The 24,737-nt window shown below is 64.8% G+C and carries 31 protein-coding genes, 1 tRNA gene and 3 pseudogenes; 3 read left to right on the top strand and 32 right to left on the bottom strand.

The window, feature by feature from the left end; all coding sequences use genetic code 11:
* Positions 1–356: 356 nt before the first annotated feature.
* Entirely contained in the window at positions 357–1,157 is an 801-nt protein-coding gene (locus G3N99_RS03990; protein ID WP_174939780.1) for a transporter substrate-binding domain-containing protein, read from the top strand.
* 59 nt (positions 1,158–1,216) lie between these two features.
* On the opposite strand, the gene G3N99_RS03985 is transcribed toward G3N99_RS03990, so the two are convergent.
* Entirely contained in the window at positions 1,217–1,420 is a 204-nt protein-coding gene (locus tag G3N99_RS03985) for a hypothetical protein (RefSeq protein WP_011350748.1), read from the bottom strand.
* Between the two features lie 356 nt (positions 1,421–1,776).
* A pseudogene (locus tag G3N99_RS03980) lies at positions 1,777–2,037 on the bottom strand (hypothetical protein); the annotation flags it as partial.
* 33 nt (positions 2,038–2,070) lie between these two features.
* Between G3N99_RS03980 and G3N99_RS41750 the strand changes: the two are divergent.
* A pseudogene (locus tag G3N99_RS41750) lies at positions 2,071–2,438 on the top strand (LytTR family DNA-binding domain-containing protein); the annotation flags it as partial.
* A 32-nt stretch (positions 2,439–2,470) separates the two neighbouring features.
* On the opposite strand, the gene G3N99_RS03970 reads toward G3N99_RS41750, so the two are convergent.
* The 8 genes from G3N99_RS03970 to G3N99_RS03935 form a co-directional block, all read right to left on the bottom strand.
* The gene (locus G3N99_RS03970; protein WP_206121720.1) at positions 2,471–3,103 is read right to left on the bottom strand and encodes a hypothetical protein; all 633 of its coding nucleotides are present in this window, start codon (positions 3,101–3,103) and stop codon (positions 2,471–2,473) included.
* A 2-nt stretch (positions 3,104–3,105) separates the two neighbouring features.
* Positions 3,106–3,181: transfer RNA gene (locus tag G3N99_RS03965), tRNA-Thr, on the bottom strand.
* A gap of 18 nt (positions 3,182–3,199) precedes the next feature.
* The gene (locus G3N99_RS03960; protein ID WP_206121719.1) at positions 3,200–3,727 is read right to left on the bottom strand and encodes a ClpXP protease specificity-enhancing factor; all 528 of its coding nucleotides are present in this window, start codon (positions 3,725–3,727) and stop codon (positions 3,200–3,202) included.
* Between the two features lie 71 nt (positions 3,728–3,798).
* On the bottom strand, positions 3,799–4,410 hold the full coding sequence (locus G3N99_RS03955) for a glutathione S-transferase N-terminal domain-containing protein (RefSeq protein WP_006400565.1): 612 nt from the start codon (positions 4,408–4,410) through the stop codon (positions 3,799–3,801).
* 92 nt (positions 4,411–4,502) lie between these two features.
* A complete protein-coding gene (locus G3N99_RS03950) occupies positions 4,503–5,261 on the bottom strand; it encodes a cytochrome c1 (RefSeq protein ID WP_011350743.1) in 759 nt (252 codons plus the stop codon).
* A 21-nt stretch (positions 5,262–5,282) separates the two neighbouring features.
* Positions 5,283–6,665: a cytochrome bc complex cytochrome b subunit gene (locus G3N99_RS03945; protein ID WP_174939782.1), complete on the bottom strand. Its 1,383-nt coding sequence runs from the start codon at positions 6,663–6,665 to the stop codon at positions 5,283–5,285.
* Positions 6,662–7,282, bottom strand: a complete 621-nt coding sequence (gene petA, locus G3N99_RS03940; RefSeq protein WP_011350741.1) for a ubiquinol-cytochrome c reductase iron-sulfur subunit — start codon at positions 7,280–7,282, stop codon at positions 6,662–6,664. Before petA ends, G3N99_RS03945 begins: the two co-directional genes overlap by 4 nt.
* Positions 7,283–7,500: 218 nt before the next feature.
* Positions 7,501–8,247 (bottom strand): Nif3-like dinuclear metal center hexameric protein, encoded by a 747-nt coding sequence (locus tag G3N99_RS03935; protein ID WP_206121718.1) that lies wholly within the window; start codon positions 8,245–8,247, stop codon positions 7,501–7,503.
* Positions 8,248–8,268: 21 nt separating this feature from the next.
* Here G3N99_RS03935 and G3N99_RS03930 point away from each other — a divergent pair, with 21 nt between their 5' ends.
* A complete protein-coding gene (locus G3N99_RS03930) occupies positions 8,269–9,474 on the top strand; it encodes a Do family serine endopeptidase (RefSeq protein WP_174939786.1) in 1,206 nt (401 codons plus the stop codon).
* A 209-nt stretch (positions 9,475–9,683) separates the two neighbouring features.
* On the opposite strand, the gene tatC is transcribed toward G3N99_RS03930, so the two are convergent.
* The 22 genes and pseudogenes from tatC to G3N99_RS41745 all read right to left on the bottom strand — a co-directional run.
* A complete protein-coding gene (gene tatC / locus G3N99_RS03925) occupies positions 9,684–10,472 on the bottom strand; it encodes a twin-arginine translocase subunit TatC (protein WP_046544799.1) in 789 nt (262 codons plus the stop codon).
* Positions 10,473–10,512: 40 nt separating this feature from the next.
* Entirely contained in the window at positions 10,513–11,043 is a 531-nt protein-coding gene (gene tatB, locus G3N99_RS03920; RefSeq protein WP_206121717.1) for a Sec-independent protein translocase protein TatB, read from the bottom strand.
* Between the two features lie 26 nt (positions 11,044–11,069).
* Entirely contained in the window at positions 11,070–11,300 is a 231-nt protein-coding gene (gene tatA, locus G3N99_RS03915) for a Sec-independent protein translocase subunit TatA (RefSeq protein ID WP_021161850.1), read from the bottom strand.
* Between the two features lie 93 nt (positions 11,301–11,393).
* On the bottom strand, positions 11,394–11,759 hold the full coding sequence (locus G3N99_RS03910; RefSeq protein ID WP_046544797.1) for a histidine triad nucleotide-binding protein: 366 nt from the start codon (positions 11,757–11,759) through the stop codon (positions 11,394–11,396).
* A gap of 31 nt (positions 11,760–11,790) precedes the next feature.
* Entirely contained in the window at positions 11,791–12,183 is a 393-nt protein-coding gene (locus G3N99_RS03905) for a membrane protein (RefSeq protein WP_046544796.1), read from the bottom strand.
* Positions 12,184–12,252: 69 nt separating this feature from the next.
* On the bottom strand, positions 12,253–12,618 hold the full coding sequence (locus G3N99_RS03900) for a phosphoribosyl-ATP diphosphatase (protein WP_006485344.1): 366 nt from the start codon (positions 12,616–12,618) through the stop codon (positions 12,253–12,255).
* Positions 12,615–13,031: a phosphoribosyl-AMP cyclohydrolase gene (hisI, locus tag G3N99_RS03895; RefSeq protein ID WP_011350733.1), complete on the bottom strand. Its 417-nt coding sequence runs from the start codon at positions 13,029–13,031 to the stop codon at positions 12,615–12,617. The genes G3N99_RS03900 and hisI overlap by 4 nt, the downstream gene beginning before the upstream one ends.
* The gene (hisF, locus tag G3N99_RS03890) at positions 13,031–13,804 is read right to left on the bottom strand and encodes an imidazole glycerol phosphate synthase subunit HisF (RefSeq protein ID WP_011350732.1); all 774 of its coding nucleotides are present in this window, start codon (positions 13,802–13,804) and stop codon (positions 13,031–13,033) included. Before hisF ends, hisI begins: the two co-directional genes overlap by 1 nt.
* Before the next feature lie 107 nt (positions 13,805–13,911).
* Positions 13,912–14,667, bottom strand: coding sequence for a 1-(5-phosphoribosyl)-5-[(5-phosphoribosylamino)methylideneamino]imidazole-4-carboxamide isomerase (gene hisA, locus G3N99_RS03885; protein WP_122944235.1), 756 nt, complete (start codon positions 14,665–14,667; stop codon positions 13,912–13,914).
* A gap of 163 nt (positions 14,668–14,830) precedes the next feature.
* Positions 14,831–15,472 (bottom strand): imidazole glycerol phosphate synthase subunit HisH, encoded by a 642-nt coding sequence (gene hisH, locus G3N99_RS03880; protein WP_174984366.1) that lies wholly within the window; start codon positions 15,470–15,472, stop codon positions 14,831–14,833.
* Positions 15,469–16,089: a YchE family NAAT transporter gene (locus G3N99_RS03875; RefSeq protein WP_011350729.1), complete on the bottom strand. Its 621-nt coding sequence runs from the start codon at positions 16,087–16,089 to the stop codon at positions 15,469–15,471. Before G3N99_RS03875 ends, hisH begins: the two co-directional genes overlap by 4 nt.
* A 66-nt stretch (positions 16,090–16,155) precedes the next feature.
* Positions 16,156–16,743, bottom strand: a complete 588-nt coding sequence (hisB, locus tag G3N99_RS03870; RefSeq protein ID WP_011350728.1) for an imidazoleglycerol-phosphate dehydratase HisB — start codon at positions 16,741–16,743, stop codon at positions 16,156–16,158.
* A gap of 65 nt (positions 16,744–16,808) precedes the next feature.
* Positions 16,809–17,882, bottom strand: a complete 1,074-nt coding sequence (gene hisC, locus G3N99_RS03865) for a histidinol-phosphate transaminase (protein WP_206121716.1) — start codon at positions 17,880–17,882, stop codon at positions 16,809–16,811.
* A 144-nt stretch (positions 17,883–18,026) separates the two neighbouring features.
* Positions 18,027–19,343, bottom strand: a complete 1,317-nt coding sequence (gene hisD, locus G3N99_RS03860) for a histidinol dehydrogenase (RefSeq protein ID WP_174984360.1) — start codon at positions 19,341–19,343, stop codon at positions 18,027–18,029.
* Positions 19,344–19,367: 24 nt separating this feature from the next.
* Positions 19,368–20,021, bottom strand: a complete 654-nt coding sequence (hisG, locus tag G3N99_RS03855) for an ATP phosphoribosyltransferase (RefSeq protein ID WP_011350725.1) — start codon at positions 20,019–20,021, stop codon at positions 19,368–19,370.
* Complete coding sequence (gene murA, locus G3N99_RS03850; protein ID WP_174939793.1) at positions 20,018–21,367, bottom strand: UDP-N-acetylglucosamine 1-carboxyvinyltransferase; 1,350 nt, start codon at positions 21,365–21,367, stop codon at positions 20,018–20,020. The genes hisG and murA overlap by 4 nt, the downstream gene beginning before the upstream one ends.
* Before the next feature lie 14 nt (positions 21,368–21,381).
* A complete protein-coding gene (locus G3N99_RS03845) occupies positions 21,382–21,621 on the bottom strand; it encodes a BolA family protein (RefSeq protein ID WP_006477131.1) in 240 nt (79 codons plus the stop codon).
* 57 nt (positions 21,622–21,678) lie between these two features.
* Positions 21,679–22,434 (bottom strand): ABC transporter permease, encoded by a 756-nt coding sequence (locus G3N99_RS03840; RefSeq protein ID WP_011350723.1) that lies wholly within the window; start codon positions 22,432–22,434, stop codon positions 21,679–21,681.
* Positions 22,431–23,357: an ABC transporter ATP-binding protein gene (locus tag G3N99_RS03835; RefSeq protein WP_011350722.1), complete on the bottom strand. Its 927-nt coding sequence runs from the start codon at positions 23,355–23,357 to the stop codon at positions 22,431–22,433. Before G3N99_RS03835 ends, G3N99_RS03840 begins: the two co-directional genes overlap by 4 nt.
* Before the next feature lie 192 nt (positions 23,358–23,549).
* Positions 23,550–23,825, bottom strand: coding sequence for an STAS domain-containing protein (locus G3N99_RS03830; RefSeq protein ID WP_006477133.1), 276 nt, complete (start codon positions 23,823–23,825; stop codon positions 23,550–23,552).
* The gene (locus G3N99_RS03825) at positions 23,822–24,451 is read right to left on the bottom strand and encodes an ABC transporter substrate-binding protein (RefSeq protein ID WP_041492999.1); all 630 of its coding nucleotides are present in this window, start codon (positions 24,449–24,451) and stop codon (positions 23,822–23,824) included. The genes G3N99_RS03830 and G3N99_RS03825 overlap by 4 nt, the downstream gene beginning before the upstream one ends.
* 111 nt (positions 24,452–24,562) lie before the next feature.
* Positions 24,563–24,737: pseudogene (locus tag G3N99_RS41745) on the bottom strand (VacJ family lipoprotein); the annotation flags it as partial.

The following is a 24,737-nucleotide window of genomic DNA, read 5'->3' as shown; positions in this document are numbered from 1 at the left end:
CAACGGCCTTTCTTCTTCTGACGCGCCCTCGGATGGCGCAGTATTCGATTTCTTCCGCGCGATTTTACAGACAAATTACGGCACGATTTGAAAAAATGACCTGATTTAAAAGAACATTTTCTCGACAATCGAAACCAGTCAGCGCGGGTCAGGCAGGCCGATTGCACGCCGCCAACCGGCCGACGCGTGACGATTCCATCGGCTGTTTGTCGTCCGCAGCGCCCCATGAAATCGCTTTCAATCAGGGCCAATTCGACTTCCGGTGCGTCCCGGTTGCGAGTAGTGTCTACGTGCCTGTATTGCGGCCCGCCGCGCCCGGCGCTCCCCCACACCACGCTGACTACTGGAGATCTGCGATGAAACGTTCGAAGTTCCTGCTGTCGGGCCTGCTGCTCGCGTCGGCCCTCGGCTTCACGGCCGTCGCCGCTCACGCGGACGACCTGCTCGATTCGGTGAAGAAAGCCGGTGTGCTGCGCGTCGGCCTCGAAGGCACGTATCCGCCGTTCAACTCGCGCGGGACGTCGGGGCAACTCGAGGGATTCGACGTCGACGTCGCGAACGCGGTCGCCGGCAAGCTCGGCGTGAAGACGCAGTTCGTCCCGACCGAATGGAGCGGCATCATCGCCGGCCTGCAAGCCGGCAAGTTCGACGTGATCGTCAACCAGGTCACGATCACGCCGCAGCGCAAGGAAGCGCTCGACTTCAGCGAGCCATACACGTACTCGGCCGCGCAGCTGATCCAGCGCAAGGACGACACGCGCAACTTCAAGTCGCTCGACGACTTCAAGGGCAAGAAGCTCGGCGTGACGCTCGGCACCAACTATGACCAGATGGCGCGCACCGTGCCGGGCATCGAGGTGCAGACGTATCCGGGCGCGCCGGAGAAGCTGCGCGACCTCGCCGCGGGCCGGATCGAGGCGACGCTCGACGATCGTCTGATGCTGCCGTACATGATCAAGACGTCGAACCTGCCGCTGCGCGCGGGTGCGGTGCTGAACGGCGGCAAGCAGGAAATGGCGATCCCGTTCCGCAAGGGCAACCCGAAGTTCGAGAAGGCGATCAACGACGCGCTCGACTCACTGCACAAGGACGGCACGCTGAAGAAGATCTCGATGCACTGGTTCGGCAGCGACGTGACCGTGCCGGTCGCACAGTAAGCAGCCCGGCGCTTCAACGCGTCACGCCCTTCGTCTCGATGAAGGCGTGACGCTTCCCCTCAAGCCGCTTCGTCGAAGCGCGCCAGCAGCATCTGGCCGATCGGTGTCAGCGCCGGACGCGCGGCCACGGCATTCATGCGCACCTGCGTATCGTCGACCAGCCGCTTCTCGACCAGCACGGCAAAGGCCGGATTCGACGGATCGACGCTGTCCGGCGCACGCGCAACGCGCAACAGCATCGAGAATTCATGCGGACTCAGCATGGTCCCTGTCTCCTGATCGTCCGCGGTCCGGTTCGAACCGTCGTCGATCGTATTTTCGAATGAAATGGCGCGATGCATGACCGCTGCGCCGCCGGGAGCGAGATCCCGATCGGCCCCCACCTGCGACGCGGGCACGTCGTCGCGAGCGGGTCGCGCACGTTCCCGGTCCGGCGGTGCCGCCGCGACGGGAACGTGCAACGTTATGGTCGCGTCATGACGCGACCGTGACAGGAAAACGGGGCGCAAATCGGTGCGCGCCACACACGGTTTCGGTTCGGTGCCCCGACGATTGACGAAGACGGGCCGCATCGCTTGTCAGGCCGCCAGTTGCCCGCTCGCAAGCCGTTTCGCACCCTTCATCGCGGATCGACCGAATACGGGAAACTCCCATGCTTCGATCCGTTCGCATGGCGCATGCGGCGCACGACCACGTTCGGCGCGCGCCCGAGCGTCATCCCGACGAGCACGCCCCATACCGCGAACGACAGCATCACGAAGCCACTCGTCGCGGCCCACGGCGCGTGCACGGCGACCGCGTAATGGATGCCGGTTTCGGCGACGAACGTCAGCATCAACGTGACGAGCAGGCTCGCGTCGCCGGGCAGACGCAAGCGCGGGACGATGCGCTCGCACAGGCAGCGCAAGCGTGGGACGCCACACAGATCCGCTGGCTAACATAGGCGTGAAAGATGCAACGCGTCTCATATCGGTCAACGACATGCTGTACCTCCAGACATCGGAGAAATACACGGAAGTCGTCACGGCCGGCGAACGGCTCGTGATTCGCACGCCGCTCAAGGAACTGATGCAGCGGCTCGATCCGGAGCGGTTCGCGCAGGCGCATCGCGGCGTGATCGTCGCGTACGCAGCGATCGATCGTGTCGAGCGCGATCTGTTGGGACGGTTGCGGATTCGCGTGCACGGGCAGCGGGAGATGCCGCCGGTCAGTCGTGCGTATGCGGGTTGTTCGGGGAGATGCGATGTTATCTGCCTCCATGCGCTGCCCCCTGAGGGATGACGCTACCGCCATGCCGTTCGCCGGCGCGCGGTTCAATTACAGGCGTCGAGCCCGAGCACACCCGTTCGCAGCATCACGCGTCCCTTGTTCTTGATGAACGACAGGCTGTATGCGCGAATGCGCTGCCCGGCCACGCACTGGGCACGGCTTGTATCGATCGAGTAATTGAATTCGGAAACGCACTGCCCGACGGGGAGCGTCGACGACGTACGCACGGCATCGGGGCTGTGGTCGTGTCCGGGATAGAACAGATATGCCGAGTCATGCGCGTTCTTGAACGACCCGAACACGTCCGGATGCTGTGCCAGGAATGTGGCAACAGCACGCGCCCGTGCCGGACCGCTCGTCATGGCCGCAAGCGACTGCGACAGTTCCGTGATGTTGGTCCCCAGCGAAAACGTCGGCGCCGCATACGTCGCGAAACCGTCCGGCGACGGGAATGTCGCCCAGAAGTTGCGATCCATCTCCTGGACTTCGGCTTGCGTCAGACAGTCTTGCGCCAACGGTCGGGAAAACGCGGCAGTACTACCACCTGCCAGTACCGAAACCAAGACGGTGAAGCACCACATCTTACCGATCTGCATTTTTCTTTTTCTGGGCAAAGGGAACGCGACCGCAGAAACGACAAAGGGCCGGGAGACAAGATCTCCCGGCCCTTCGTTCAATTTGGTGCCGGCTGCAGGACTCGAACCCGCCACCTGATGATTACAAATCAACTGCTCTACCAGATGAGCTAAGCCGGCGTAGCGCGAGATTCTACCTCATTTCACGATCTTGAGGCGAGGTCTGCTGCCACCTTTTGCACCGTCGCCATCGCCGTCGGTTTTCGGCGGCTCGTCGGCGCCTTCGGAGGGTTCCTCGTTCGCGCCGCTGTCGGCAACCGGCGTCAACGCAGCAGGCGATTCGTCGCGCTGCGCATCATCCGTCTGCACAGCTTCATCGTCGAACGCACCCGAATCCGCGCCTTCGCCCGCAACCGCATCGACCTGGAACGCCATGCCCTGCCCGTTCTCGCGCGCATAGATCGCAAGCACGTTGGCAACCGGAATCTCGATCTTGTGCGCCTTCCCGGAGAACCGGGCCGTGAACTCGATCCACTCGTTGCCCATCTGCAACTGGCTCGTCGCCTCGAAGCTGATGTTGAGCACGATCTCGCCGTCACGCACGAACTGACGCGGCACGCGCGTCGAGTTGTCGACCCTCACCGCGATATGCGGCGTGTAACCGTTATCGGTGCACCACTCGTACAGCGCGCGCAGCAGATAAGGCTTCGTTGAAATCTCTTGCATCACAATCCTCGAACCCGGAGCGGGGGCGCGGCATGCCGCGCCGCCCTCTCCGTCATGCACTCATTGCACCATCAACGACGCATGACCTTTTCGGACGGCGTCAGTGCTTCGATGTAGGCCGGACGGCTGAAGATCCGCTCGGCGTACTTCATCAGCGGCGCAGCGTTCTTCGACAGCTCGATGCCGTAGTGATCCAGACGCCACAGCAGCGGCGCGATCGCGACGTCGAGCATCGAGAATTCCTCGCCGAGCATGTACTTGTTCTTCACGAAGATCGGCGCGAGCTGCGTCAGGCGATCGCGGATCGCGAGGCGTGCCTTCTCGTGGTTCTTCTCTGCTGCCTTGCCCTTCTCGTTCTCGAGCGTGCTGACGTGGACGAACAGTTCCTTCTCGAAGTTGAGCAGGAACAGGCGTGCACGTGCGCGCTGCACGGGGTCGGCCGGCATCAGTTGCGGATGCGGGAAGCGCTCGTCGATGTACTCGTTGATGATGTTCGATTCGTACAGGATCAGGTCGCGCTCGACCAGGATCGGCACCTGACCGTACGGGTTCATCACCGAAATGTCTTCCGGCTTGTTGAACAGGTCGACGTCACGGATTTCGAAGTCCATGCCCTTCTCGAACAGCACCAGCCGGCAACGCTGGGAGAACGGGCAAGTTGTGCCGGAATACAGAACCATCATGTTTGCGTTTCCTCAAAAAAGCCGAGGGCCGGCACGCGGCGAACCCCTTCCGGGGTTCCACCTTGCGCCGGCCCCACGCCGGTCAGGCGTGATTACTTGATATCTTTCCAGTACGCGGCATTGAGCCGCCAGGCCAGGAAAGTCAGGACACCGAGAAAGATCAGCACCCATACGCCGAGGCGTTTGCGGGTCTGCTGAGCCGGCTCGGACATCCAGGTCATGTACGCCACCAGGTCGGCAACCGCAGAATCATAATCCACCGCGGACAATGTCCCCGGTGTGACCTGCTGGAAGCCGACGAGCGTATGGGCCTTCTCGCCCGTCTCCTCGTCCGTCTTGTCTTCGAATTTGGCAGTGCGCTGCCCCTGCAGCTGCCACAGTACATGGGGCATGCCGACGTTCTCGAACACCGCGTTGTTCCAGCCGCTCGGCCGCGTATCGTCGCGGTAGAAACTCCGCAGATACGTATACAGCCAGTCGCGGCCGCGCGCGCGCTCCTCGACCGACAGGTCGGGCGGCGAGGTGCCGAGCCAGTTCTTCGCGTCTTCGGGCCGCATCGCGACGGACATCGTGTTGCCGACCTTGTCGGTCGTGAACAGGAGATTCTTTTCGATCTCCTTCTGGGATATGCCCAGATCCGTCAGACGGTTGTAGCGCATCAGGTTCGCGCTGTGGCAGTTCAGGCAATAGTTTACAAACAATTGCGCGCCGTGCTGAAGCGAAACGAGATTTTCCGTGTTATCGGGCGCCCGGTCGAGCGGAAAATTACCTTCCGCCCGAACCGCCGGCGCCACCAGCAGTGCGCACGCCGTCGCCCCGATCAGCGCGAGTGTCGAAAGCAGTTTCTTCATGTCGTTCTCTCCTCGCTCACGTTAATGGGGCTTGAAGCGCACCCGCTCCGGCGGCTGCTTGAACGTGCCAAGCGGCGTCCAGACGGGCATGCCGAGGAAGAACGCGAAGTAGATCAGCGCACAGGCCTGCGCGATCAGTGTCGAGGCCGGGGATGGCGGTCGCGTGCCGAGGAACCCGAGGGTCAGGAACGCCACGACGAAGATCCCGAGGAACACCTTGTGGAACAGCGGCCGGTAGCGGATCGACTTCACCGGGCTGCGGTCGAGCCACGGCAGGAAGAACAGCGTGATAACCGCCGAACCCATTACGACGACACCCCAGAACTTCGACTCCGTCAGGTACATGAACACGACGATCGCCGCGGCCAGCACCGGCAGGCCAACCTTCCACTTGCCGCGCGCGCGGATCAGCGCGAGCACGCCGAGCAGCGCAATCACGATCATCAGCACGATCTTGAACGGGTCGGTGGTCGCACGCAGCATCGCGTAGAACGCGGTGAAGTACCAGACCGGCGCGATCTCGGGCGGCGTCTGCAGCGGATTCGCCGGGACGAAGTTGTTCGCCTCGAGGAAGTAGCCGCCCATCTCCGGCGAGAAGAACACGATCAGCGCGAACACCATCAGGAACCCGCACACGCCGAGGAAATCGTGCACCGAGTAGTACGGGTGGAACGGGATGCCGTCGAGCGGAATGCCGTTCTCGTCCTTCTTCGCCTTGATCTCGATACCGTCCGGGTTGTTCGACCCCACTTCGTGCAGCGCGACGAGGTGCGCGATCACGAGGCCGACCAGCACGAGCGGAATCGCGATCACGTGGAACGCGAAGAAGCGGTTCAGCGTGACGTCCGACACGACGTAGTCGCCGCGAATCCACAGCGACAGGTCAGGGCCGACGAACGGGATCGCCGAGAACAGGTTGACGATCACCTGTGCGCCCCAGAACGACATCTGGCCCCACGGCAGCAGGTAGCCGAAGAACGCCTCGGCCATCAGGCACAGGAAGATCGCGCAGCCGAAGATCCACACGAGTTCGCGCGGCTTGCGGTACGACCCGTAAAGCAGCCCGCGGAACATGTGCAGATAAACGACCACGAAGAACATCGACGCGCCCGTGGAGTGCATGTAGCGGATCAGCCAGCCCCACGGCACCTCGCGCATGATGTACTCGACCGACGCGAACGCGAGCGTCGAGTCGGGCTTGTAGTTCATCGTCAGGAAAATGCCCGTGACGATCTGGTTGACGAGCACCAGCAGCGCGAGGGAGCCGAAGAAGTACCAGAAGTTGAAGTTCTTCGGCGCGTAGTACTCGGAAACGTGCTTCTTCCAGGTGGACGTGAGCGGGAAGCGCTGATCGATCCAGCCGGTGAGACCTGTCGTGGAGACTTCCTTGTTGTCGGCCATCACGCTTCTCCTTTCTCGTCCTTGCCGATCACGAGGGTCGTTGCCGACGTGAACATGTAGGGCGGGATGTCGAGATTCTGAGGCGCCGGTTTGTTCTTGAACACACGGCCGGCGAGGTCGTAGGTCGAACCATGGCACGGGCAGAGGAAACCGCCCGGCCAGTCGTCCGGCAGGTTCGGCTGCGGACCCGGCGTGAAGCGTTGGCTTGGCGTGCAGCCGAGGTGCGTACACACGGCCATCACGACGAGAATGTTCTTGCGATCGGCCCGCGAGCGATATTCGTTCGCGCAATACGCGGGCAACGGCATCGTATAGGGCTTTTCAGTGGTCGGATCGGCCACTTCCTTGTCGGCCTTGACCACGTCGGCCAGCATCGCATCGGTGCGGTTCAGGATCCACACCGGCTTGCCGCGCCACGGCACGGTCACCATTTCACCGGGCTTCAGCCCGCTGATGTCGACTTCGACCGGTGCACCGGCCGCTTTCGCTTTCGCGGACGGCGCAAGCGACGCCGCGAAAGGTATGACGGTGGCTACGCCTCCCACGCCACCTGCTACGGATGTCGCAATCAGCCAGGTACGGCGGCCGCTGTCGACGCGTTTCTCTTCCTTGTCTCGCATCACACGCCCCACTTCTGAGTTGGATTTTCCGTCACGACTTTCCATTCCGCCGCTAGTTTGCTCGAATGGAGCCGCCATTTACAAGGCCCGGAGATGAAAATCCCTTCGAAGTGATTGATAGTCAAGGGTTTTCCCCCACTATCGGAGCGATTAAATCATTTCGCTTTTAAGCATCCACTACATTGCGAAATTTCGATGCGCTGCCGCAAATCCGATATTCAGACCGGGTTATGGATATCGATAAAAAGGTGTTCGATATCGAATTCTTCGGACAAGTGGGCGCCAAGTGCCTGGATTCCGTAGCGCTCGGTCGCATGGTGCCCTGCCGCAACGAACGCGACGCCGCTCTCGGCGGCCGTGTGCGTCACGTATTCGGACACCTCGCCGGTCAGGAACACATCCGCCCCGGCCTCGATCGCCGCGTCGAAATAGCTTTGCGCGGCGCCCGTGCACCACGCGATGCGGCGCAGCTGCATGTCCAGATCGCCGAGCACGAGCGGCGTACGGCCGAGCGTGCGCTCGACCTTCGCAACGAAGTGCTCGAGCGTGACCGGCATCGGCAGCGTCGCCATCCAGCCGAGGTCGCCTTCGCCGAAACGCTGCTCGCCGATCAGGCCGAGCCGCTCGCCGAGCTGCGCGTTGTTGCCGAATTCGGGATGCGCGTCGAGCGGCAGGTGGAACGCGAACAGGTTCAGGTCGTTCGCGAGCAGCAGCTTCAGGCGCTGGTACTTGCGGCCGGTGATCTGCGGCGGCTCGTTGCGCCAGAAATAGCCGTGATGGACGAGCACGGCATCTGCCCCCCATTCGAGCGCGGCTTCGAGAAACGCGACCGACGCCGTCACGCCAGTGGCGATCTTCTCGATCTTGCGGCGCCCCTCGACCTGGAGGCCATTCGGGCAATAGTCCTTGAAGCGCGCGGTTTCAAGGGTATTGTTCAAGTACAATTCAAGTTCGATCCGATCCATATAAACCTCTAATCCATTCAGATGCTTAGACGCTTCTGGCTGTTCTTCGCGCAGGCGGTTACCGTGCTGCTCGCGCTGATGTTCATCGTCGTGACGCTCAAGCCGCAATGGCTGCAACGGCAAGGACAGCTCGGCAAGCAGCTCGCCACGCCGATCGTTGCGCTGCGGGAAGTCGCGCCGGGCATCGGCGGTGCGCCGGCGACCACGTCGTACGCCGAAGCCGCGCAGAAGGCGATGCCGGCCGTCGTCAACGTCTTCTCCAGCAAGGACGGCTCGCTGCCGCCCGACCCTCGCGCGAAAGATCCGCTGTTCCGCTACTTCTTCGGCGACCGCAACGCCCGCAAGCAGCAGGACGAACCAGCCGCCAACCTCGGCTCGGGCGTTATCGTGAGCCCTGAAGGTTACATTCTAACGAACCAGCACGTCGTGGACGGCGCGGACCAGATCGAAGTCGCGCTCGCCGACGGCCGCACGGCCACCGCGAAAGTAATCGGCAGCGATCCCGAAACCGATCTCGCCGTGCTCAAGATCAACATGACGAACCTGCCGACGATCACGCTCGGCCGCTCCGACCAGTCGCGGGTCGGCGACGTCGTACTCGCGATCGGCAACCCGTTTGGCGTCGGCCAGACGGTCACGATGGGGATCATCAGCGCGCTCGGCCGCAATCACCTCGGCATCAACACGTTCGAGAACTTCATCCAGACCGATGCGCCGATCAATCCCGGCAACTCGGGCGGTGCGCTGGTCGACGTGAACGGCAACCTGCTCGGCATCAACACGGCGATCTACTCGCGCTCGGGCGGCTCGCTCGGCATCGGCTTCGCGATCCCCGTATCGACCGCGCGCACGGTGCTGGAGAGCATCATCACGTCCGGCTCGGTCACGCGCGGCTGGATCGGCGTCGAACCGCAGGACGTCACGCCGGAGATCGCCGAGTCGTTCGGGCTGACCCAGAAATCGGGCGCGATCGTCGCCGGCGTGCTGCAGGGCGGCCCGGCCGACAAGGCCGGCATCAAGCCAGGCGACATCCTGGTCTCGGTCAACGGCGACGAGATCACCGACACCACGAAGCTGCTGAACACCGTCGCGCAGATCAAGCCCGGCACGCCGACCAAGGTGCACGTCGTGCGCAAGGGCAAGGAGTTCGACGTGAACGTGGTGATCGGCAAGCGCCCGCCGCCACCGAAGCAGACGCTCGACGAGCAGGACAGCGATACCGAGTGACGTCAGGCGAGCGGCGTGCAGCCGCATGCCGGACACGTCAGAAACGAAAAAGGGCAGCCGGTTGGCTGCCCTTTTGCTTTGCATCGAAAGATCATCTTGTTGCCGGGAGGATGGCCTCGCCATCCGCTTTCCGACCAACTACGCCATTAGGCTTTGCTCAAGCCTGGCGCCGGAAGCCCGGCCGCCGCGCACCGCCCGGTGCACTGCCATCAACTGGCGGCTTCGCCGTTCTCCGCCTCGCCTTCCTCGGCCGGCTTCTTCGGCACGAAGAACCGCGCGGCCAGCAGCCCGATCTCGAACAGCACGACCAGCGGGAGCGCGAGCATCAGTTGCGAGAAGACGTCCGGCGGCGTGACGACCGCCGCGACGACGAACGCGCCGACGATCACGTACGGCCGCATCTCTTTCAGCTTCTTCAGCGACAGCACGCCCATCCGGACGAGCAGCACGACGACGATCGGCACCTCGAACGTGACCCCGAACGCGATGAACATCCCGAGCACGAAGCTCAGGTAGTTGTCGATGTCGGTTGTCATTTCCGCCCCGAGCGGCGCGTTGTAGTGCGCCATCACGCGGAAGATCGTCGGGAACACGAGAAAGTACGCGAACGCCATCCCGCACAGGAACAGCAGGTAACTGCTGCCGACGAGCGGCGCGACGAGCTTCTTCTCGTGCTGGTACAGCCCCGGCGCGACGAACGCCCAGATCTGGTACAGCACGATCGGCAGCGCGATCACGAGCGCGACGAGCATCGTGACCTTCATCGGCACGAAGAACGAGCCGGTGACGTCGGTGACGATCATCTTGCCGTCCTTCGGCAGATTCTCCATCAGCGGCCGCGCGAGCAGCCGGAAGATGTCGGGCGCCCAGTAGACGAGCCCGAGGAACACGACGATCACGGCCGCGCCCGCGCGAATGATGCGATCGCGAAGCTCGACGAGATGGGAAATGAAGGTTTCTTCCGGGGCGTCGCCCGGGTTCTGCTGGGGGTCGCTCACGCCGGCCCTCGGTAGGATTGACGAGCGAGCATGCGCTCGCTCAGAAGAAGCGCGTCGGCCGGCGCAGGCTGGCCGGCTGGTGGCGCGCGACACGCGCGGCGCCCGACTGCACGTGCGTACGGCGGGTGGTCGCGCGCTTGTACCAGGCAGGCGCAGCCGCCTGCTTGACGCGCCAGTTGCGTCGCTTTGGCGCGAGCGCGGCCGAACTGCCGCGCCACGACGGCGCGGCGGAGGTGCCGGAACCGGTCGAACCGGCGTCGCCCGCCGCTTCGTTGAGACCACCGACCGCGGAATGCCACGTGTCGTTCAGTTCCTTCTCGTGCTCACGCAGGTTGTCGTGAATCGTCGTTTCGACATTGCGCGCGGCCGCCTCGAAATCGGTCTTCATCGTCCGCAGTGCGTCGAGTTCGATTTCGCGCGAGACCTCGGCCTTCACGTCGTTGATGTACCGCTGCGCACGGCCGAACAGCGCGCCTGCCGTACGCGCGACGCGCGGCAAGCGCTCGGGGCCGAGCACCACGAGCGCGACGACGCCGATCAGCGCCATCTTCGAAAGACCGAGATCCAGCATCGCGAATGCCTGTCAGCGTGCCGGCTTTACGCCTTGTTCGAGTCGGAACGCGTCGTTTCCTTCGCGTTGACGTCGACCGAGCCCGAACGCGGCAGTTGCTGCGCGTCCGCCGGTGCTTCACCGTCCTTCATGCCGTCCTTGAAACCCTTCACGGCGCTGCCGAGATCGTTACCGATGTTGCGCAGCTTCTTCGTACCGAAAACCAGCGCGACGATCAGCAGCACGATCAGCCAGTGCCAAATGCTCAATCCACCCATGATGAAACCTCTCCTCAACCACGCCGCTACGCGGCGCAAATCGCCGGCAACGCGCCGGCTTCGACTATCGATGCGGGGAAACGCCCCGCGCCGTCAACCCATCCGCTGCCAGGGGCGCGGGCCGGCCAGGATATGTGCGTGCAGGTGGTAGACCTCCTGCCCGCCGCCCGGGCCCGTATTGATCACCGTACGGAAACCGGTTTCGCCACCCGTATACGCGACGCCGAGCTGGCTGGCGAGACGCGAGACGAGCAGCATCAGCCGGCCGAGCATCGGTGCATCGGCGTCGCTCGCCGCCGACAGCGTCGGCAGATGCTGGCGCGGAATCACGAGCACGTGCGTCTCGGCCGCCGGGCGGATGTCGCGGAACGCGACGAATTCGTCGTCCTCGTGCACCTTCGTGCTCGGGATCTCGCCTGCCGCGATCTTGCAGAACAGGCAATTCGGATCGTGACTCATGTTGCTCCTGCAGACGCCCGCCCGTGGCCGGTCAGAACCAGGCCTGCGGATCGAGCGGCTTGTTGTCGTTCAGGTACAGCCAACCCTTGATGATACGGTACAGCGTCCAGATCCATGTGACAAACATCACTGCGAATCCGACCACCACGAACATCAGCGCGAACCCGATCACGTACGCGATCAGCGCGCGCCAGAACGTGCGGATCTGCCACTCGAAGTGAGCCGCATACGGCGTGCCGGCCACATCGTCGCGCTTCACGTAGTTGATGATGATCGCGATGATGCCCGTGACGCCGCCCGTCAGCCAATGAAACGCATAGAGGCCGTAGAGCACGTGAGTCAGCGTGCGCAGCCCGTTCAGGCGCTCGGCGTCCGCGGCCCCCGGCACCGACGGCGGCGGAAACTGGCTTGGCGTATCGGTCATGATGCTACCCCCGTTAGATGACAATTCTTACAGCTTACCGCACTGTGGCCATCCCGCGACAAGGGCCTGTCACCCGCCGTTTTCCTCGCGCTCGCGACGCTTGCGCAGGGCCTTCTCTTCGATACCCGACAGCCCTTCGCGGCGCTCGAGCTCGGCGATCACGTCGGCCGGGCTCAGGTCGAAATGCGACAGCATCACGAGGCAGTGGAACCACAGGTCGGCCACCTCGCCGACGAGCGCGGTCGGCGCGCCGCCCTGGCGCACGTCCTTCGCGGCCAGCACGACTTCCGTCGCCTCTTCGCCGATCTTCTTCAGCACCGCGTCGTCGCCCTTGTGGAACAGGCGCGATACGTACGATTGATCGGGATCGCCGCCCTTGCGGCTATCGATCACGGCCGCGAGGCGCAGCAGCGTGTCTTCGGTCGATTGCGTCATTTGTAGATGTGTTCGGGATCTTTCAGCACCGGTTCGACCGCAACCCAGTCGCCGTTGTCGACGGTGCCTTCGAATTTCTGGAAGAAGCACGAATGCCGGCCGGTGTGGCACGCGATGCCCGACACCTGCTCGACCTTCAGCAGCACGACGTCCTCGTCGCAATCGAGCCGCACCTCGTGCACGTGCTGCACGTGGCCCGACTCCTCGCCCTTGAACCACAGGCGCTTGCGCGAACGCGAATAGTAGACCGCGCGCTGCGTCTCGATCGTCTTCGCCAGTGCCTCGCGGTTCATCCACGCGAACATCAGCACGTCGTTCGTCGACGCTTCCTGCGCGATCACCGGCACAAGGCCGTTGTCGTCCCAGCGGACCTTGTCGAGCCACGCGGGCAATGCATTCGTTTCCGTATTCATCACAGCCTCACCGGGATGCCCTGGTCGGCCATGAAGCGCTTCGCCTCGCCAACCGTGTGCTCGCCGTAGTGGAAGATACTTGCGGCCAGCACCGCGTCGGCGCGGCCGTCCTTGATGCCGTCGGCCAGGTGCTGCAGCGAGCCGACCCCGCCCGATGCGATCACCGGCACCGGCACCGCGTCCGACACGCCGCGCGTGAGCGCGAGGTCGAAGCCCGACTTGGTGCCGTCGCGGTCCATGCTCGTGAGCAGGATCTCGCCCGCGCCAAGCTCGGCCATCTTGCGCGCCCATTCGATCGCGTCGAGGCCCGTGTTCTTGCGGCCGCCGTGCGTGAAGACTTCCCAGCGCGGCGTCTCGCCATCGGCCGACACGCGCTTCGCGTCGATCGCGACGACGATGCACTGCGAGCCGTACTTGTCGGCTGCGTCGCGCACGAGCTGCGGGTTCGCGACCGCCGACGAATTCATGCTGACCTTGTCCGCACCCGCGTTCAGCAGGCGCCGTACGTCCTCGACGGCACGCACGCCGCCGCCGACGGTCAGCGGAATGAAGACCTGCGACGCAACGGCTTCGATGATCGGCAGGATCAGGTCGCGCTGGTCGGACGTCGCGGTGATGTCGAGGAACGTCAGTTCGTCGGCGCCCTGGTCGTCATAGCGGCGGGCGATCTCGACGGGGTCGCCGGCGTCGCGCAGCTCGACGAAATTGACGCCCTTGACGACACGCCCGGCAGTCACGTCCAGGCAGGGGATGATGCGTTTAGCTAGAGCCATGATGTTGCGCCAAATGCCGCGATGGGACGGCCGGTTACGGAAAGCCTCGCGCGAGGCTTCCGGTCGGGGCCGCCCGCAGGCAGCCCCGGCGAGCGGGACAACCGCGCTTACGCGTTGTCGAGTTCGCCGTTCAGTTCGTCCGCACGCTTTTGCGCGGCCGCGAAATCGAGATCGCCGGAGTAGATCGCACGGCCGCAGATCACGCCTTCGACGCCGTGCTCTTCCACTTCGCACAGGTTCTCGATGTCCGTGAGGTTCGACAGGCCGCCGCTGGCGATCACCGGGATGCCGACCGCCTGCGCGAGCTTCACGGTCGCCTCGATGTTGATGCCCTGCAGCATCCCGTCGCGGCCGATGTCCGTGTAGACGATCGATTCGACGCCGTAGTCCTCGAACTTCTTCGCGAGATCGATCACTTCGTGGCCCGTCAGCTTGCTCCAGCCGTCGGTCGCGACCTTGCCGTCCTTCGCGTCCAGCCCGACGATGATGCTGCCGGCGAACGCGGTGCACGCGTCCTGCAGGAAGCCCGGATCCTTCACGGCCGCCGTGCCGATGATCACGTAGGACAGGCCCGCGTCGAGATACTTCTCGATCGTCTCGAGGCTGCGGATGCCGCCGCCGAGCTGTACGGGGATTTCATCGCCGACTTCGTCGAGGATCGCTTCGATCGCCTCGAGATTCTTCGGCTTGCCGGCGAACGCGCCGTTCAGGTCGACGAGATGGAGCCGCCGGGCGCCGAGATCGACCCACTTGCGGGCCATCGCCGCCGGGTCCTCGGAGAAAATCGTAGCCTGGTCCATATCGCCCTGTTTGAGGCGCACACACTGACCGTCTTTGAGATCGATGGCCGGAATCAGCAACATAGCAATCGGGTGTCGTCGTGGAAAAAGAAAAGAATCCGGCGCGTACCGGCCAATCCGGTACCGCGCCGTCTCGCTAGTTTAGTACAACTCTTTCGGCGCTTAGGCGCGCGAGCCCCATGCGACAGGCCTTTCCGGCCCGCCGACTGTGGCACGCACGCGACGTTCACGGCTTCCAGTGTACGAAGTTGCGATACAGACGCAACCCGACCTCCGCGCTTTTCTCGGGGTGGAATTGGGTCGCGAAGAGATTATCCCGCGCGACCGCGGACGTAAACGGCGCACCGTAAGCCGTTTCGCCCACCGTATGAGCCGGGTTGTCCGGCGTTACGTAATAGCTGTGCACGAAGTAGAAATACGCGTCGTCGGGCACGCCGTCCCACAGCGGGTGCGGCTGCGACTGGCGCACGCGGTTCCAGCCCATCTGCGGCACCTTGAAGCGCGAGCCGTCGTCCTGCAGGCGGCCGTCGAGCTCGAAACGCACGACCTTGCCGGGCAACAGGCCGAGGCCCTTCGTGTCACCTTCCGCGCTCCAGTCGAACAGCATCTGCTCGCCGACACACACGCCAAGCAGCGGCTTCGTGCGCGAGGCCTCGATCACGGCCTCCTGCAGGCCCGATTCGCCGAGGGAGCGCATGCAGTCGGGCATCGCACCCTGGCCGGGCAGCACGACACGGTCGGCCGCGCGGATCGCGGCCGGCGTGTCGACGATCGCCACGTCGGCGGCCGGTTCGGCCTTCCTGAGCGCCTGCGCGACCGAGCGCAGGTTGCCCATCCCATAATCCACAATCGCAATCGAAGTTTTCATCTCAGTGCAGGCAGTAGCGCCCTCAGTCCATTGACGATGAATTCCACCGCCAGCGCCGACAGCATCAGACCCATCAGCCGCGTGGCGATGTTGATGCCCGTGCGGCCGATCCAGTTCGCGATCGGCTCGGCGAGCCGCATCGCGACGAAACACAGAAAAGCCAGGACCGCGCCGATCGCGACCAGCCCGGCCCGCTCATACCAGTGATGCGAGTTCGCCGCATAGATGATCACCGTGCTGATCGAGCCGGGGCCCGTGAGCAGCGGAATCGCCAGCGGCACGACCGCGATGTTGTCCTTCAGCTCGGCCTCGTGGCGCTCCTCCGGCGTCGATCGCGTGTTGCCGATCTGCGCGTTCAGCATGTTGATCGCCATCAGCAGCATGATGATCCCGCCGCCCACTTCGAGCGACCCGACCGAAATGCCGAAGAAGTTGATGATCTGCTGCCCGAGCAGCGTCGTCACCGTGATCACGCAGAACACCGACACCGACGCGATCCGGATCGTGCGCCGCCGCTCGGCATCCGTCTGCTGCGCCGTCAGGCTCAGGAAGAACGGCACCGCACCGACCGGGTTGATCAGCGCAAGCAGCGAAATGAACGATTTGAGCAGATCCATCGCAAGCCGGCGCCGCGCGCCGAAGCCGTGAGGTTGTCCTTGACGCTCCGTCCGGTCAGTTCAGGTTCAGAGACTGCCCTTCGTCGACGGGATCTGCCCCGCCGCACGCTCGTCCAGCTCCACCGCCGCGCGCAGCGCACGGCCGAAGGCCTTGAACACCGTTTCGAGCTGATGGTGCGCGTTGATCCCGCGCAGGTTGTCGATGTGCAGCGTGACGCCCGCGTGGTTCACGAAACCGCGGAAGAACTCGATCGACAGGTCGACGTCGAACGTGCCGATCCGCGCCCGCGTGAACGGCACGTGGAATTCGAGGCCCGGCCGGCCCGAGAAGTCGATCACGACGCGCGACAGCGCCTCGTCGAGCGGCACGTACGAATGGCCGTAGCGGCGGATGCCCTTGCGGTCGCCGATCGCCTTCGCGACGGCCTGTCCGAGCGTGATGCCGACATCCTCGACCGTGTGGTGGTCGTCGATGTGCGTATCGCCATGCGCTTCAACCTCGAGATCGACCAGACCGTGTCGAGCGATCTGGTCGAGCATATGGTCGAGGAACGGCACGCCGGTAGCCAGCTTCTGCTGGCCCGTGCCGTCGAGATTGAGCTTCACACGGATCTGCGTTTCGCTGGTATTGCGAACGACTTCCGCCACACGCATGGCAATTCCTTGACTGAGTCGATGTAAATGGGGATTGATCGTTTCGCGCTGCGGCGCCCAGAGGCTCAACCGGGCAGCGCGAGTTTCAAAGCGGCCAGCAGGCGCGCGTTTTCGTCGGGAGAACCGACGGTCAGCCGCACGCATTCAGCCAGCAACGGATGCATTTTACTCACGTTTTTGACCAACACCCGCTCGGTGAGCAGCACGTCGAACACGGCAGCCGCGTCCGGCACGCGCACCAGCAGGAAATTGCCGGCGCTCGGGAACACCTTCGTGCCCGGCAGCGCGGCCACTTCCTGTGCGAGACGCGTGCGTTCCGCACGCAGGTCGGCCGCCTGCGCATCGAGCACGTCGAGGTGGTCGAGCAGGAAATCGGCGGTCGCCTGGGTCAGCACATTGATGTTGTACGGCGGGCGCACCTTGTCGAATTCGGTCAGCCACGCGGGCGAACCGACCAGATAGCCGAGACGGATGCCCGCGAGGCCGAGCTTCGACACCGTGCGCATCACGACGACGTTGTCGAATTCGGCCGCGCGCGGCAGCCACGAACGAACGGCGAACGGCTGGTACGCCTCGTCGATCACGACCAGGCTGTGCCGCGCGGCCACGACGATCCGTTCGATGTCGGCATCGTCGTACAGCGTGCCGGTCGGGTTGTTCGGGTACGCGAGATAGACGATCGCCGGACGATGCTCGGCGATCGCCGCGAGCATCGCGTCGACGTCGAGCGTCAGGTCGGCCTTCAGCGGCACGCCGACGAATTCCAGCTGCGCGAGCTTCGCGGACAGTTCGTACATCACGAAGCCCGGCACCGGCGCGAGCACCTTCGCGCCCGGCTTCGCACAGGCCATCGACATCATGCTGATGATTTCGTCCGAGCCGTTGCCGAGCAGCACGTCGCAGCCGGCCGGCACGGCCATCGCGTGGCGCAGCTTGTCGAGCAGCGCGGCCGGGCGCGGCGCCGGGTAGCGGTTCAGCGCGACCTGCGCGAGACGCTCGCCGAGCGCCGCGGCGAGCGGTTCGGGCAGCGGGTACGGGTTCTCCATCGCGTCGAGCTTCACGAACCCGCTCGCGTCCGGCACCGGGTAGCTCGTCATCGCGAGCACGTCGCGGCGGATGATGTCTTGTGGCGTCGTCATGGTCTCAAGCCGGCGTGCGTCGCGCCGGCGTCAAATGTTCGGCAAGGCGGCGGCTGCCGCCCTGCACAGGTGTCTCCAGCCCCGGCCTTCAGGGGCAGGCCGGGCGGCACGTCAGCGCCAGCCGCGGCCCCGCGCAGCGGGTGGTCAGTGCCTCATCCGGAACTCGGCGCTCTTCGCGTGCGCCTGCAGCCCCTCGCCGTACGCGAGCTCCGATGCGATCTCGCCGAGCGTCTGCGCGCCTTCTGCGCTGACCTCGATCAGGCTCGAGCGCTTGATGAAGTCGTACACGCCGAGCGGCGACGAGAAACGCGCGGTGCGCGACGTCGGCAGCACGTGGTTCGGGCCTGCGCAGTAGTCGCCGAGGCTCTCGCTCGTGTAGCGGCCGAGGAAGATCGCGCCCGCATGGCGAATCTGCTGGCCCCATTGCTGCGGCTCCAGCGCGGAGATTTCCAGGTGCTCGGGCGCGATGTCGTTCGCGATCCGGCAGGCTTCGGCCATGTCGCGCACCTTGATCAGCGCGCCGCGGCCTTCGAGCGACGCGCGGATCACGTCCTGGCGCGGCATCGACGGCAGCAGCTCGTCGATCGCCTTTTCGACGCGCTCGAGGAACGCACCATCCGGGCACAGCAGGATCGATTGCGCGAGCTCGTCGTGCTCGGCCTGCGAGAACAGGTCCATCGCGACCCAGTTCGGATCGGTCGTGCCGTCGCACAGCACGAGGATTTCCGACGGCCCGGCGATCATGTCGATGCCGACCGTGCCGAACACGCGGCGCTTCGCCGACGCGACGTACGCGTTGCCGGGGCCGCAGATCTTGTCGACGGCCGGTACCGTCGCCGTGCCGTATGCCAACGCGCCAACCGCCTGCGCGCCGCCGATCGTGAACACGCGATCGACGCCGCCGAGCAGCGCCGCGGCGAGCACGAGGTCGTTCTTCACGCCGTCCGGCGTCGGCACGACCATCACGATCTCGCCGACGCCCGCGACGCGCGCGGGAATCGCGTTCATCAGCACCGACGACGGATACGCGGCCTTGCCGCCCGGCACGTACAGGCCGACGCGGTCGAGCGGCGTGACCTTCTGGCCGAGCACCGTGCCGTCGCTTTCCGTGTACTGCCAGCTATGCGTGCCGCACTCGATCTTCTGCTTCTCGTGGTACGCGCGCACTCGCGCGGCAGCCGCTTCCAGCGCCGCGCGCGCCTTCGGCGCGAGGCCGTCGAGCGCCGTCTGCAGCGCGTCCTGCGGCAGCTCCAGCGCGGCGATGCTGTTCGCGCTCAGCCGGTCGAAGCGGTTCGTGTACTCGAGCACCGCGGCGTCGCCGCGCGACTTCACGTCGGCGAGGATCTGCGCGACCGATTGCTCGATCGCCGCGTCTTCGCTCGCCTCGAATGCGAGCAGCGCGCGCAGTGCGGCGCCGAAGCCTTCGCTCGTCGAATCGAGCTTGCGGATGGTGATGGACATGGGAGTTCCGTTACGGTGATGCGCTCAACCGCCATTCTGCGACGCGCGTTCGAACGCGTCGAGGATCGGCTTGAGTGCCGTGCGCTTCAACTTCAGCGCAGCCTGGTTCACGACGAGGCGCGACGAGATCGCCATGATCTCCTCGACCTCGACCAGATTGTTCGCCTTCAGCGTGCCGCCCGAGCTGACCAGGTCGACGATCGCGTCGGCCAGCCCGACCAGCGGCGCAAGCTCCATCGAGCCGTACAGCTTGATCAGGTCGACGTGCACGCCCTTCGCGGCAAAGTGTTCGCGTGCGGTTTCGACGTACTTCGTCGCGACGCGCAGGCGCGCGCCCTGGCGCACGGCGCTCGCATAGTCGAAACCGGCCGACACGGCCACCGACATCCGGCAGCGCGCAATGTTCAGATCGATCGGCTGGTACAGGCCCGAGCCGCCGTGCTCGACCAGCACGTCCTTGCCGGCCACGCCGAAGTCGGCCGCGCCGTATTCGACATAGGTCGGCACGTCGCTCGCGCGCACGATGATCACGCGCAGGTCGGGGTTCGTCGTCGGCAGGATCAGCTTGCGCGACGTTTCCGGATCCTCGGTGACCTGCACGCCGGCCGCGGCCAGCAGCGGCAGGGTTTCCTCGAAAATCCGGCCCTTCGACAGGGCAAGGGTCAGCGGCGCGGTCATGCTTGGCTCCCGGAAAGGCGGCGCACGTTCGCGCCGACGGCGGTCAGTTTGGCTTCCATGCGGTCGTAGCCGCGATCGAGGTGATAGATGCGGTCGACCAGCGTTTCGCCGTCGGCACGCAGCCCGGCGATCACGAGGCTCGCCGACGCACGCAGGTCGGTCGCCATCACGTTCGCGCCCGACAGCTTGTCGACACCCGTCACGAGCGCGGTGTTGCCGTCGATCGTGATGTTCGCGCCGAGCCGGTTCAGCTCCTGCACGTGCATGAAACGGTTCTCGAAAATGGTTTCGACGACCTGCGCGGTACCCGTCGCGACCGTATTGAGGGCCATGAACTGCGCCTGCATGTCGGTCGGGAACGCCGGGTATTCCGACGTGCGGATCGTCACCGCCGACGGCCGGCGGTCCATCTTCACGCGCAGCCAACTGTCGCCTTCCTCGATCGACACGCCGGCTTCGCGCAGCTTGTCGATCACCGCGTCGAGGATGTGCGGGCGCACGCCCGTCAGCATCACGTCGCCGCCGGCCGCCGCGACCGCGCACAGGAACGTGCCGGCCTCGATACGATCGGGGATCACCGAATGGCGTGCGCCGTGCAGCCGCTCGACGCCCTGGATCACGAGTCGATCGGTGCCGATGCCGTCGATTTTCGCGCCCATCGCGACCAGCAAGTGTGCGAGATCGCTCACTTCCGGCTCGCGCGCGGCATTTTCGATCACCGTCTCGCCATCGGCGAGCGTCGCGGCCATCAGCAGGTTTTCCGTGCCCGTCACCGTGATCATGTCGGTCACGATGCGCGCGCCCTTCAGGCGCTTCGCGCGGGCTTCGATGAAGCCGTGCTCGATGCTGATCTCGGCGCCCATCGCCTGCAGGCCCTTGATGTGCTGGTCGACCGGACGCGCACCGATCGCGCAGCCGCCCGGCAGCGACACCTTCGCCTCGCCGAAGCGCGCGAGCAGCGGCCCGAGCACGAGGATCGACGCTCGCATCGTCTTCACGAGCTCGTACGGCGCGACGAGGTTGTCGACGCGCGACGCGTCGAGCTGCACGCGGCAGCCGTCGGTCTCGCTCTTCACGCCCATCTGGTTCAGCACCTTCAGCGTGGTACGCACGTCCTTGAGATTCGGCACGTTGTCGAGATCGACCGGGTCCCCGGTGAGCAGCCCCGCGCACAGAATCGGCAGCGCGGCATTCTTCGCGCCCGACACGACGATCTCGCCCGACAGACGGTGGCCGCCTTCGATCACGAGCTTGTCCATCCCATGGCCATGCGATTCCCCGTTGGCGGCCGGGTGTGCCGTGGCGACGCTCTGGACGGCGTCGCGCTCGTTGACGGTGACTTGCACTCAGTGATTTCCGTTTATGCGTTCTGCCATTCGGCGGGCGTCAGCGTCTTCATGCTGAGCGCGTGAATTTCCTGCTTCATGCGATCGCCGAGCGCCGCGTAGACGAGCTGGTGCCGCTGGATCGGCCGCTTGCCTTCGAAGGCAGCGGACACGATCGTCGCGAAGAAATGCTGGCCGTCGCCTTCGACTTCCAGATGCGTGCAGGCGAGACCGCCGGCGATGTATTGCTTGACCTGTTCGGGAGTCGGCAACATGGTGTAAGGCTCCTGTCGGCGCGCGCCGCCTGGATGGCGGCCCGCTGCCTGTCGATATCAATGACGCAGTTTGTAGCCGGTCGCGAGCAGCCGCATCGCGATCAGCGCGAGCAGCACGAAGAAACCGGTGACGATCGCGAGGCTCGCGAACGGGTTGATGTCGGACGCGCCGAAGAACCCGAAACGGAAGCCGTCGATCATGTAGAAAAACGGATTGAGACGCGAGATCTCACGCCACACGGGCGGCAGCGAGTGCGTCGAATAGAACACGCCGGACAGGAACGTCAGCGGCATGATCAGGAAGTTCTGGAACGCCGCGAGCTGGTCGAACTTCTCGGCCCAGATCCCGGCGATCAGGCCGAGCGTGCCGAGGATCGCCGAGCCGAGCAGCGCGAACGCAATGATGAACAGCGGCGCCGCGAAATGCATCGGGATAAACCAGATCGTCACGACGAACACACCCGTGCCGACCGCGAGGCCGCGCACCACGGACGCGAGCACGTACGCGCCGAAGATGTCGCGGTACGACAGCGGCGGCAGCAGCATGAACACGAGGTTGCCGGTGATCTTCGACTGGATCAGCGACGACGAGCTGTTCGCGAACGCGTTCTGCAGCACGCTCATCATCACGAGGCCCGGCACGAGGAAGCTCACGTACTCGACGCCCGGATAGACCTCGACGCGGCCCGACAGCGCGTGGCCGAAGATCGTCAGGTACAGCAGCGCCGTGACGATCGGTGCGCACACCGTCTGAAACGACACCTTCCAGAAACGCAGCAGTTCCTTGTAGAACAGCGTTTGAAACCCGCTCATGCCAATCCCTCGATGACGTCTGCCCCGTTCATCACCTGGACGAACACATCTTCGAGGTCGGCCTTGCGGACCTCGATCTCGTCGAACGTGCAGCCCGCCGCGCGGCATTGCGCGAGGATCCGCTCGACATCGTCGTAGCTCGTCAGGCGCAGCAGGTGCTCGCCCGGCGCGCGGGCGGCCGGGTCGGACTCCAGCCCGCGCAGCTCGGACGGCAGCGCGCCGGTCGCGAGGCGCAGGTAGAGCTGCAGCCCCGCGAAGCGGCGCAGCAGCGCGTCGGTGCGGTCGAGCGCAACCACTTCGCCACGGCGCAGCATCGCGATGCGGTCGCACAGCGACTCGGCTTCCTCGAGGTAATGGGTGGTCAGCACGATCGTGTGGCCTTCGCGGTTCAGGCGCGAAATGAATTTCCACAGCGTCTGGCGCAATTCGACGTCGACGCCGGCGGTCGGTTCGTCGAGCACGATCACGGGCGGCCGGTGCACGAGCGCCTGCGCGACCAGCACGCGGCGCTTCATCCCGCCCGACAGCGCGCGCATGTTCGCGTCGGCCTTCTCGGTGAGGTCGAGATTGGCCATCACTTCGTCGATCCAGTCGTCGTTGCGGCGCAGCCCGAAATAACCGGACTGGATCCGCAGCGTCTCGCGGACGGTGAAGAACGGATCGAACACGAGTTCCTGCGGCACGACGCCGAGTGCGCGACGCGCACCACGGAAGTCCTTGACGACGTCGTGACCGCGCACCGAGATACTGCCTTCGTCGGCCCGGGCAAGCCCGGCGAGGATACTGATGAGCGTGGTCTTGCCTGCGCCGTTGGGGCCGAGCAGACCGAAAAACTCGCCTTCCTCGACCGACAGGCTGACGCCCTTGAGCGCCTGAAGCGACTTGTAGCGCTTCTTGACGTGACGGATTTCTATGGCTGACATGACTGTGCGCGACGCAAGGGCCGCGACGCCTATTCTGTGCTTGCTGCGAATGAAAATGGGGGCCGGACGCCGATTGGCTGCCCCGCAAAACGCTTGATTATAGGGCAAACCGGCTGGTGGAGCCGGTGCCGGAAGCACGCGGCCTGAAGCTTGCGCGCGCCGGGCGGCGCGGCAGGCTCCGGTCGGACAGGGTCAATGTCGCCCGGTGCCTTCGATGAGCGCGTCGACGCCGTAGGCGCGCGCGAGGCTGGCGAGCTTCGGAGGGAGATTGAGGATGTCGAGGGCCGTGCCGCGCGCTTTGGCGGCACGTTGCCATGCGAGCAGCACGGCGAGCGCGGACGAGTCGAACTGCGTCAGCGCCGCGCAATCGACGGCGGTCGCGCCCGCGCCGATGCGCGCAAGACCGTCCGCGAGCGCGGACTTCGCGCTCGCGACGGTCAGCGAGGAGCCGGCTTCGAAGCCGCTCACGACGCTTGCTTGCCGGCGGCAAGTTGCTGGTTGCGCTGCGTGAGGAACTGGATCAGGCCGTCCACGCCGCTTTGCTGGATCTTCTCGTTGAACTGCTGCTGGTACGTCTGGATCAGCCACGCGCCGAGCACGTTCAGGTCATACACCTTCCAGCCGTTGGCCGACTTGTACAGGCGGTAGTCGATCTGGACCGGCTGGCCGTTGTTCATCGCGACCGTCTTGACCACGACGTCGGTATCGGCCGGATCGGCGCGGAACGGCGGGTACTGGATCTGCTGGTCCGGCTTCAGCTGCGCCAGCGCGCCCGAATACGTGCGGATCAGCAGCAGCTTGAACTGCTCCTGAACCTGTTGCTGCTGCTCGGCCGTCGCGGTGCGCCAGTTGCGGCCCATCGCGAGCTGCGTGGTGCGGCGGAAATCGGTGTACGGCAGGATGTCCTTGTTGACGATCGTAATGATGCGATTGGTGTCGCCCTGCTTGATCGTCTGCTGTTTGACTTCGTCGAGCACCTGCTGCGTCGCCGTCTTGATCAGCGCTTGCGGGTTCGACTGGTCGACTTGCGCGTGGGCTGCGCTGCCGAACGAGAACAGCGCCGCGAAAACGGGGATCAGGAACAGTTTTTTCATCATAGTGACCTGCATGAATGAGTCGATGCGGAGGTTGGAGCAGGTAGCTTACGCGCAAGTTCGCGCACGCTACCGACTGAATCGTTTCCGGCTGTAACGAATGTAAATCCGTCAGTGCAGCCGGATGCTCGGGAAGCGGAACCCGCCCGGCGACGGCGGCGCCACCTGCATCGCCGGCACGTTCGTTTCGCTGGCCGGGTTCGGCGATTCGGCCGATCCCGAAGCCGGTGCGGCCACCGCCGCGCCCGATGCACCTGCCGGCGCCGTTGCACCGCCCACCGCTGCG

The organism is Burkholderia sp. Ac-20392 (assembly GCF_017104585.1).
Classification (GTDB): Bacteria; Pseudomonadota; Gammaproteobacteria; order Burkholderiales; family Burkholderiaceae; genus Burkholderia; species Burkholderia lata.
This window is presented reverse-complemented; position numbering and strand designations above follow the sequence as displayed.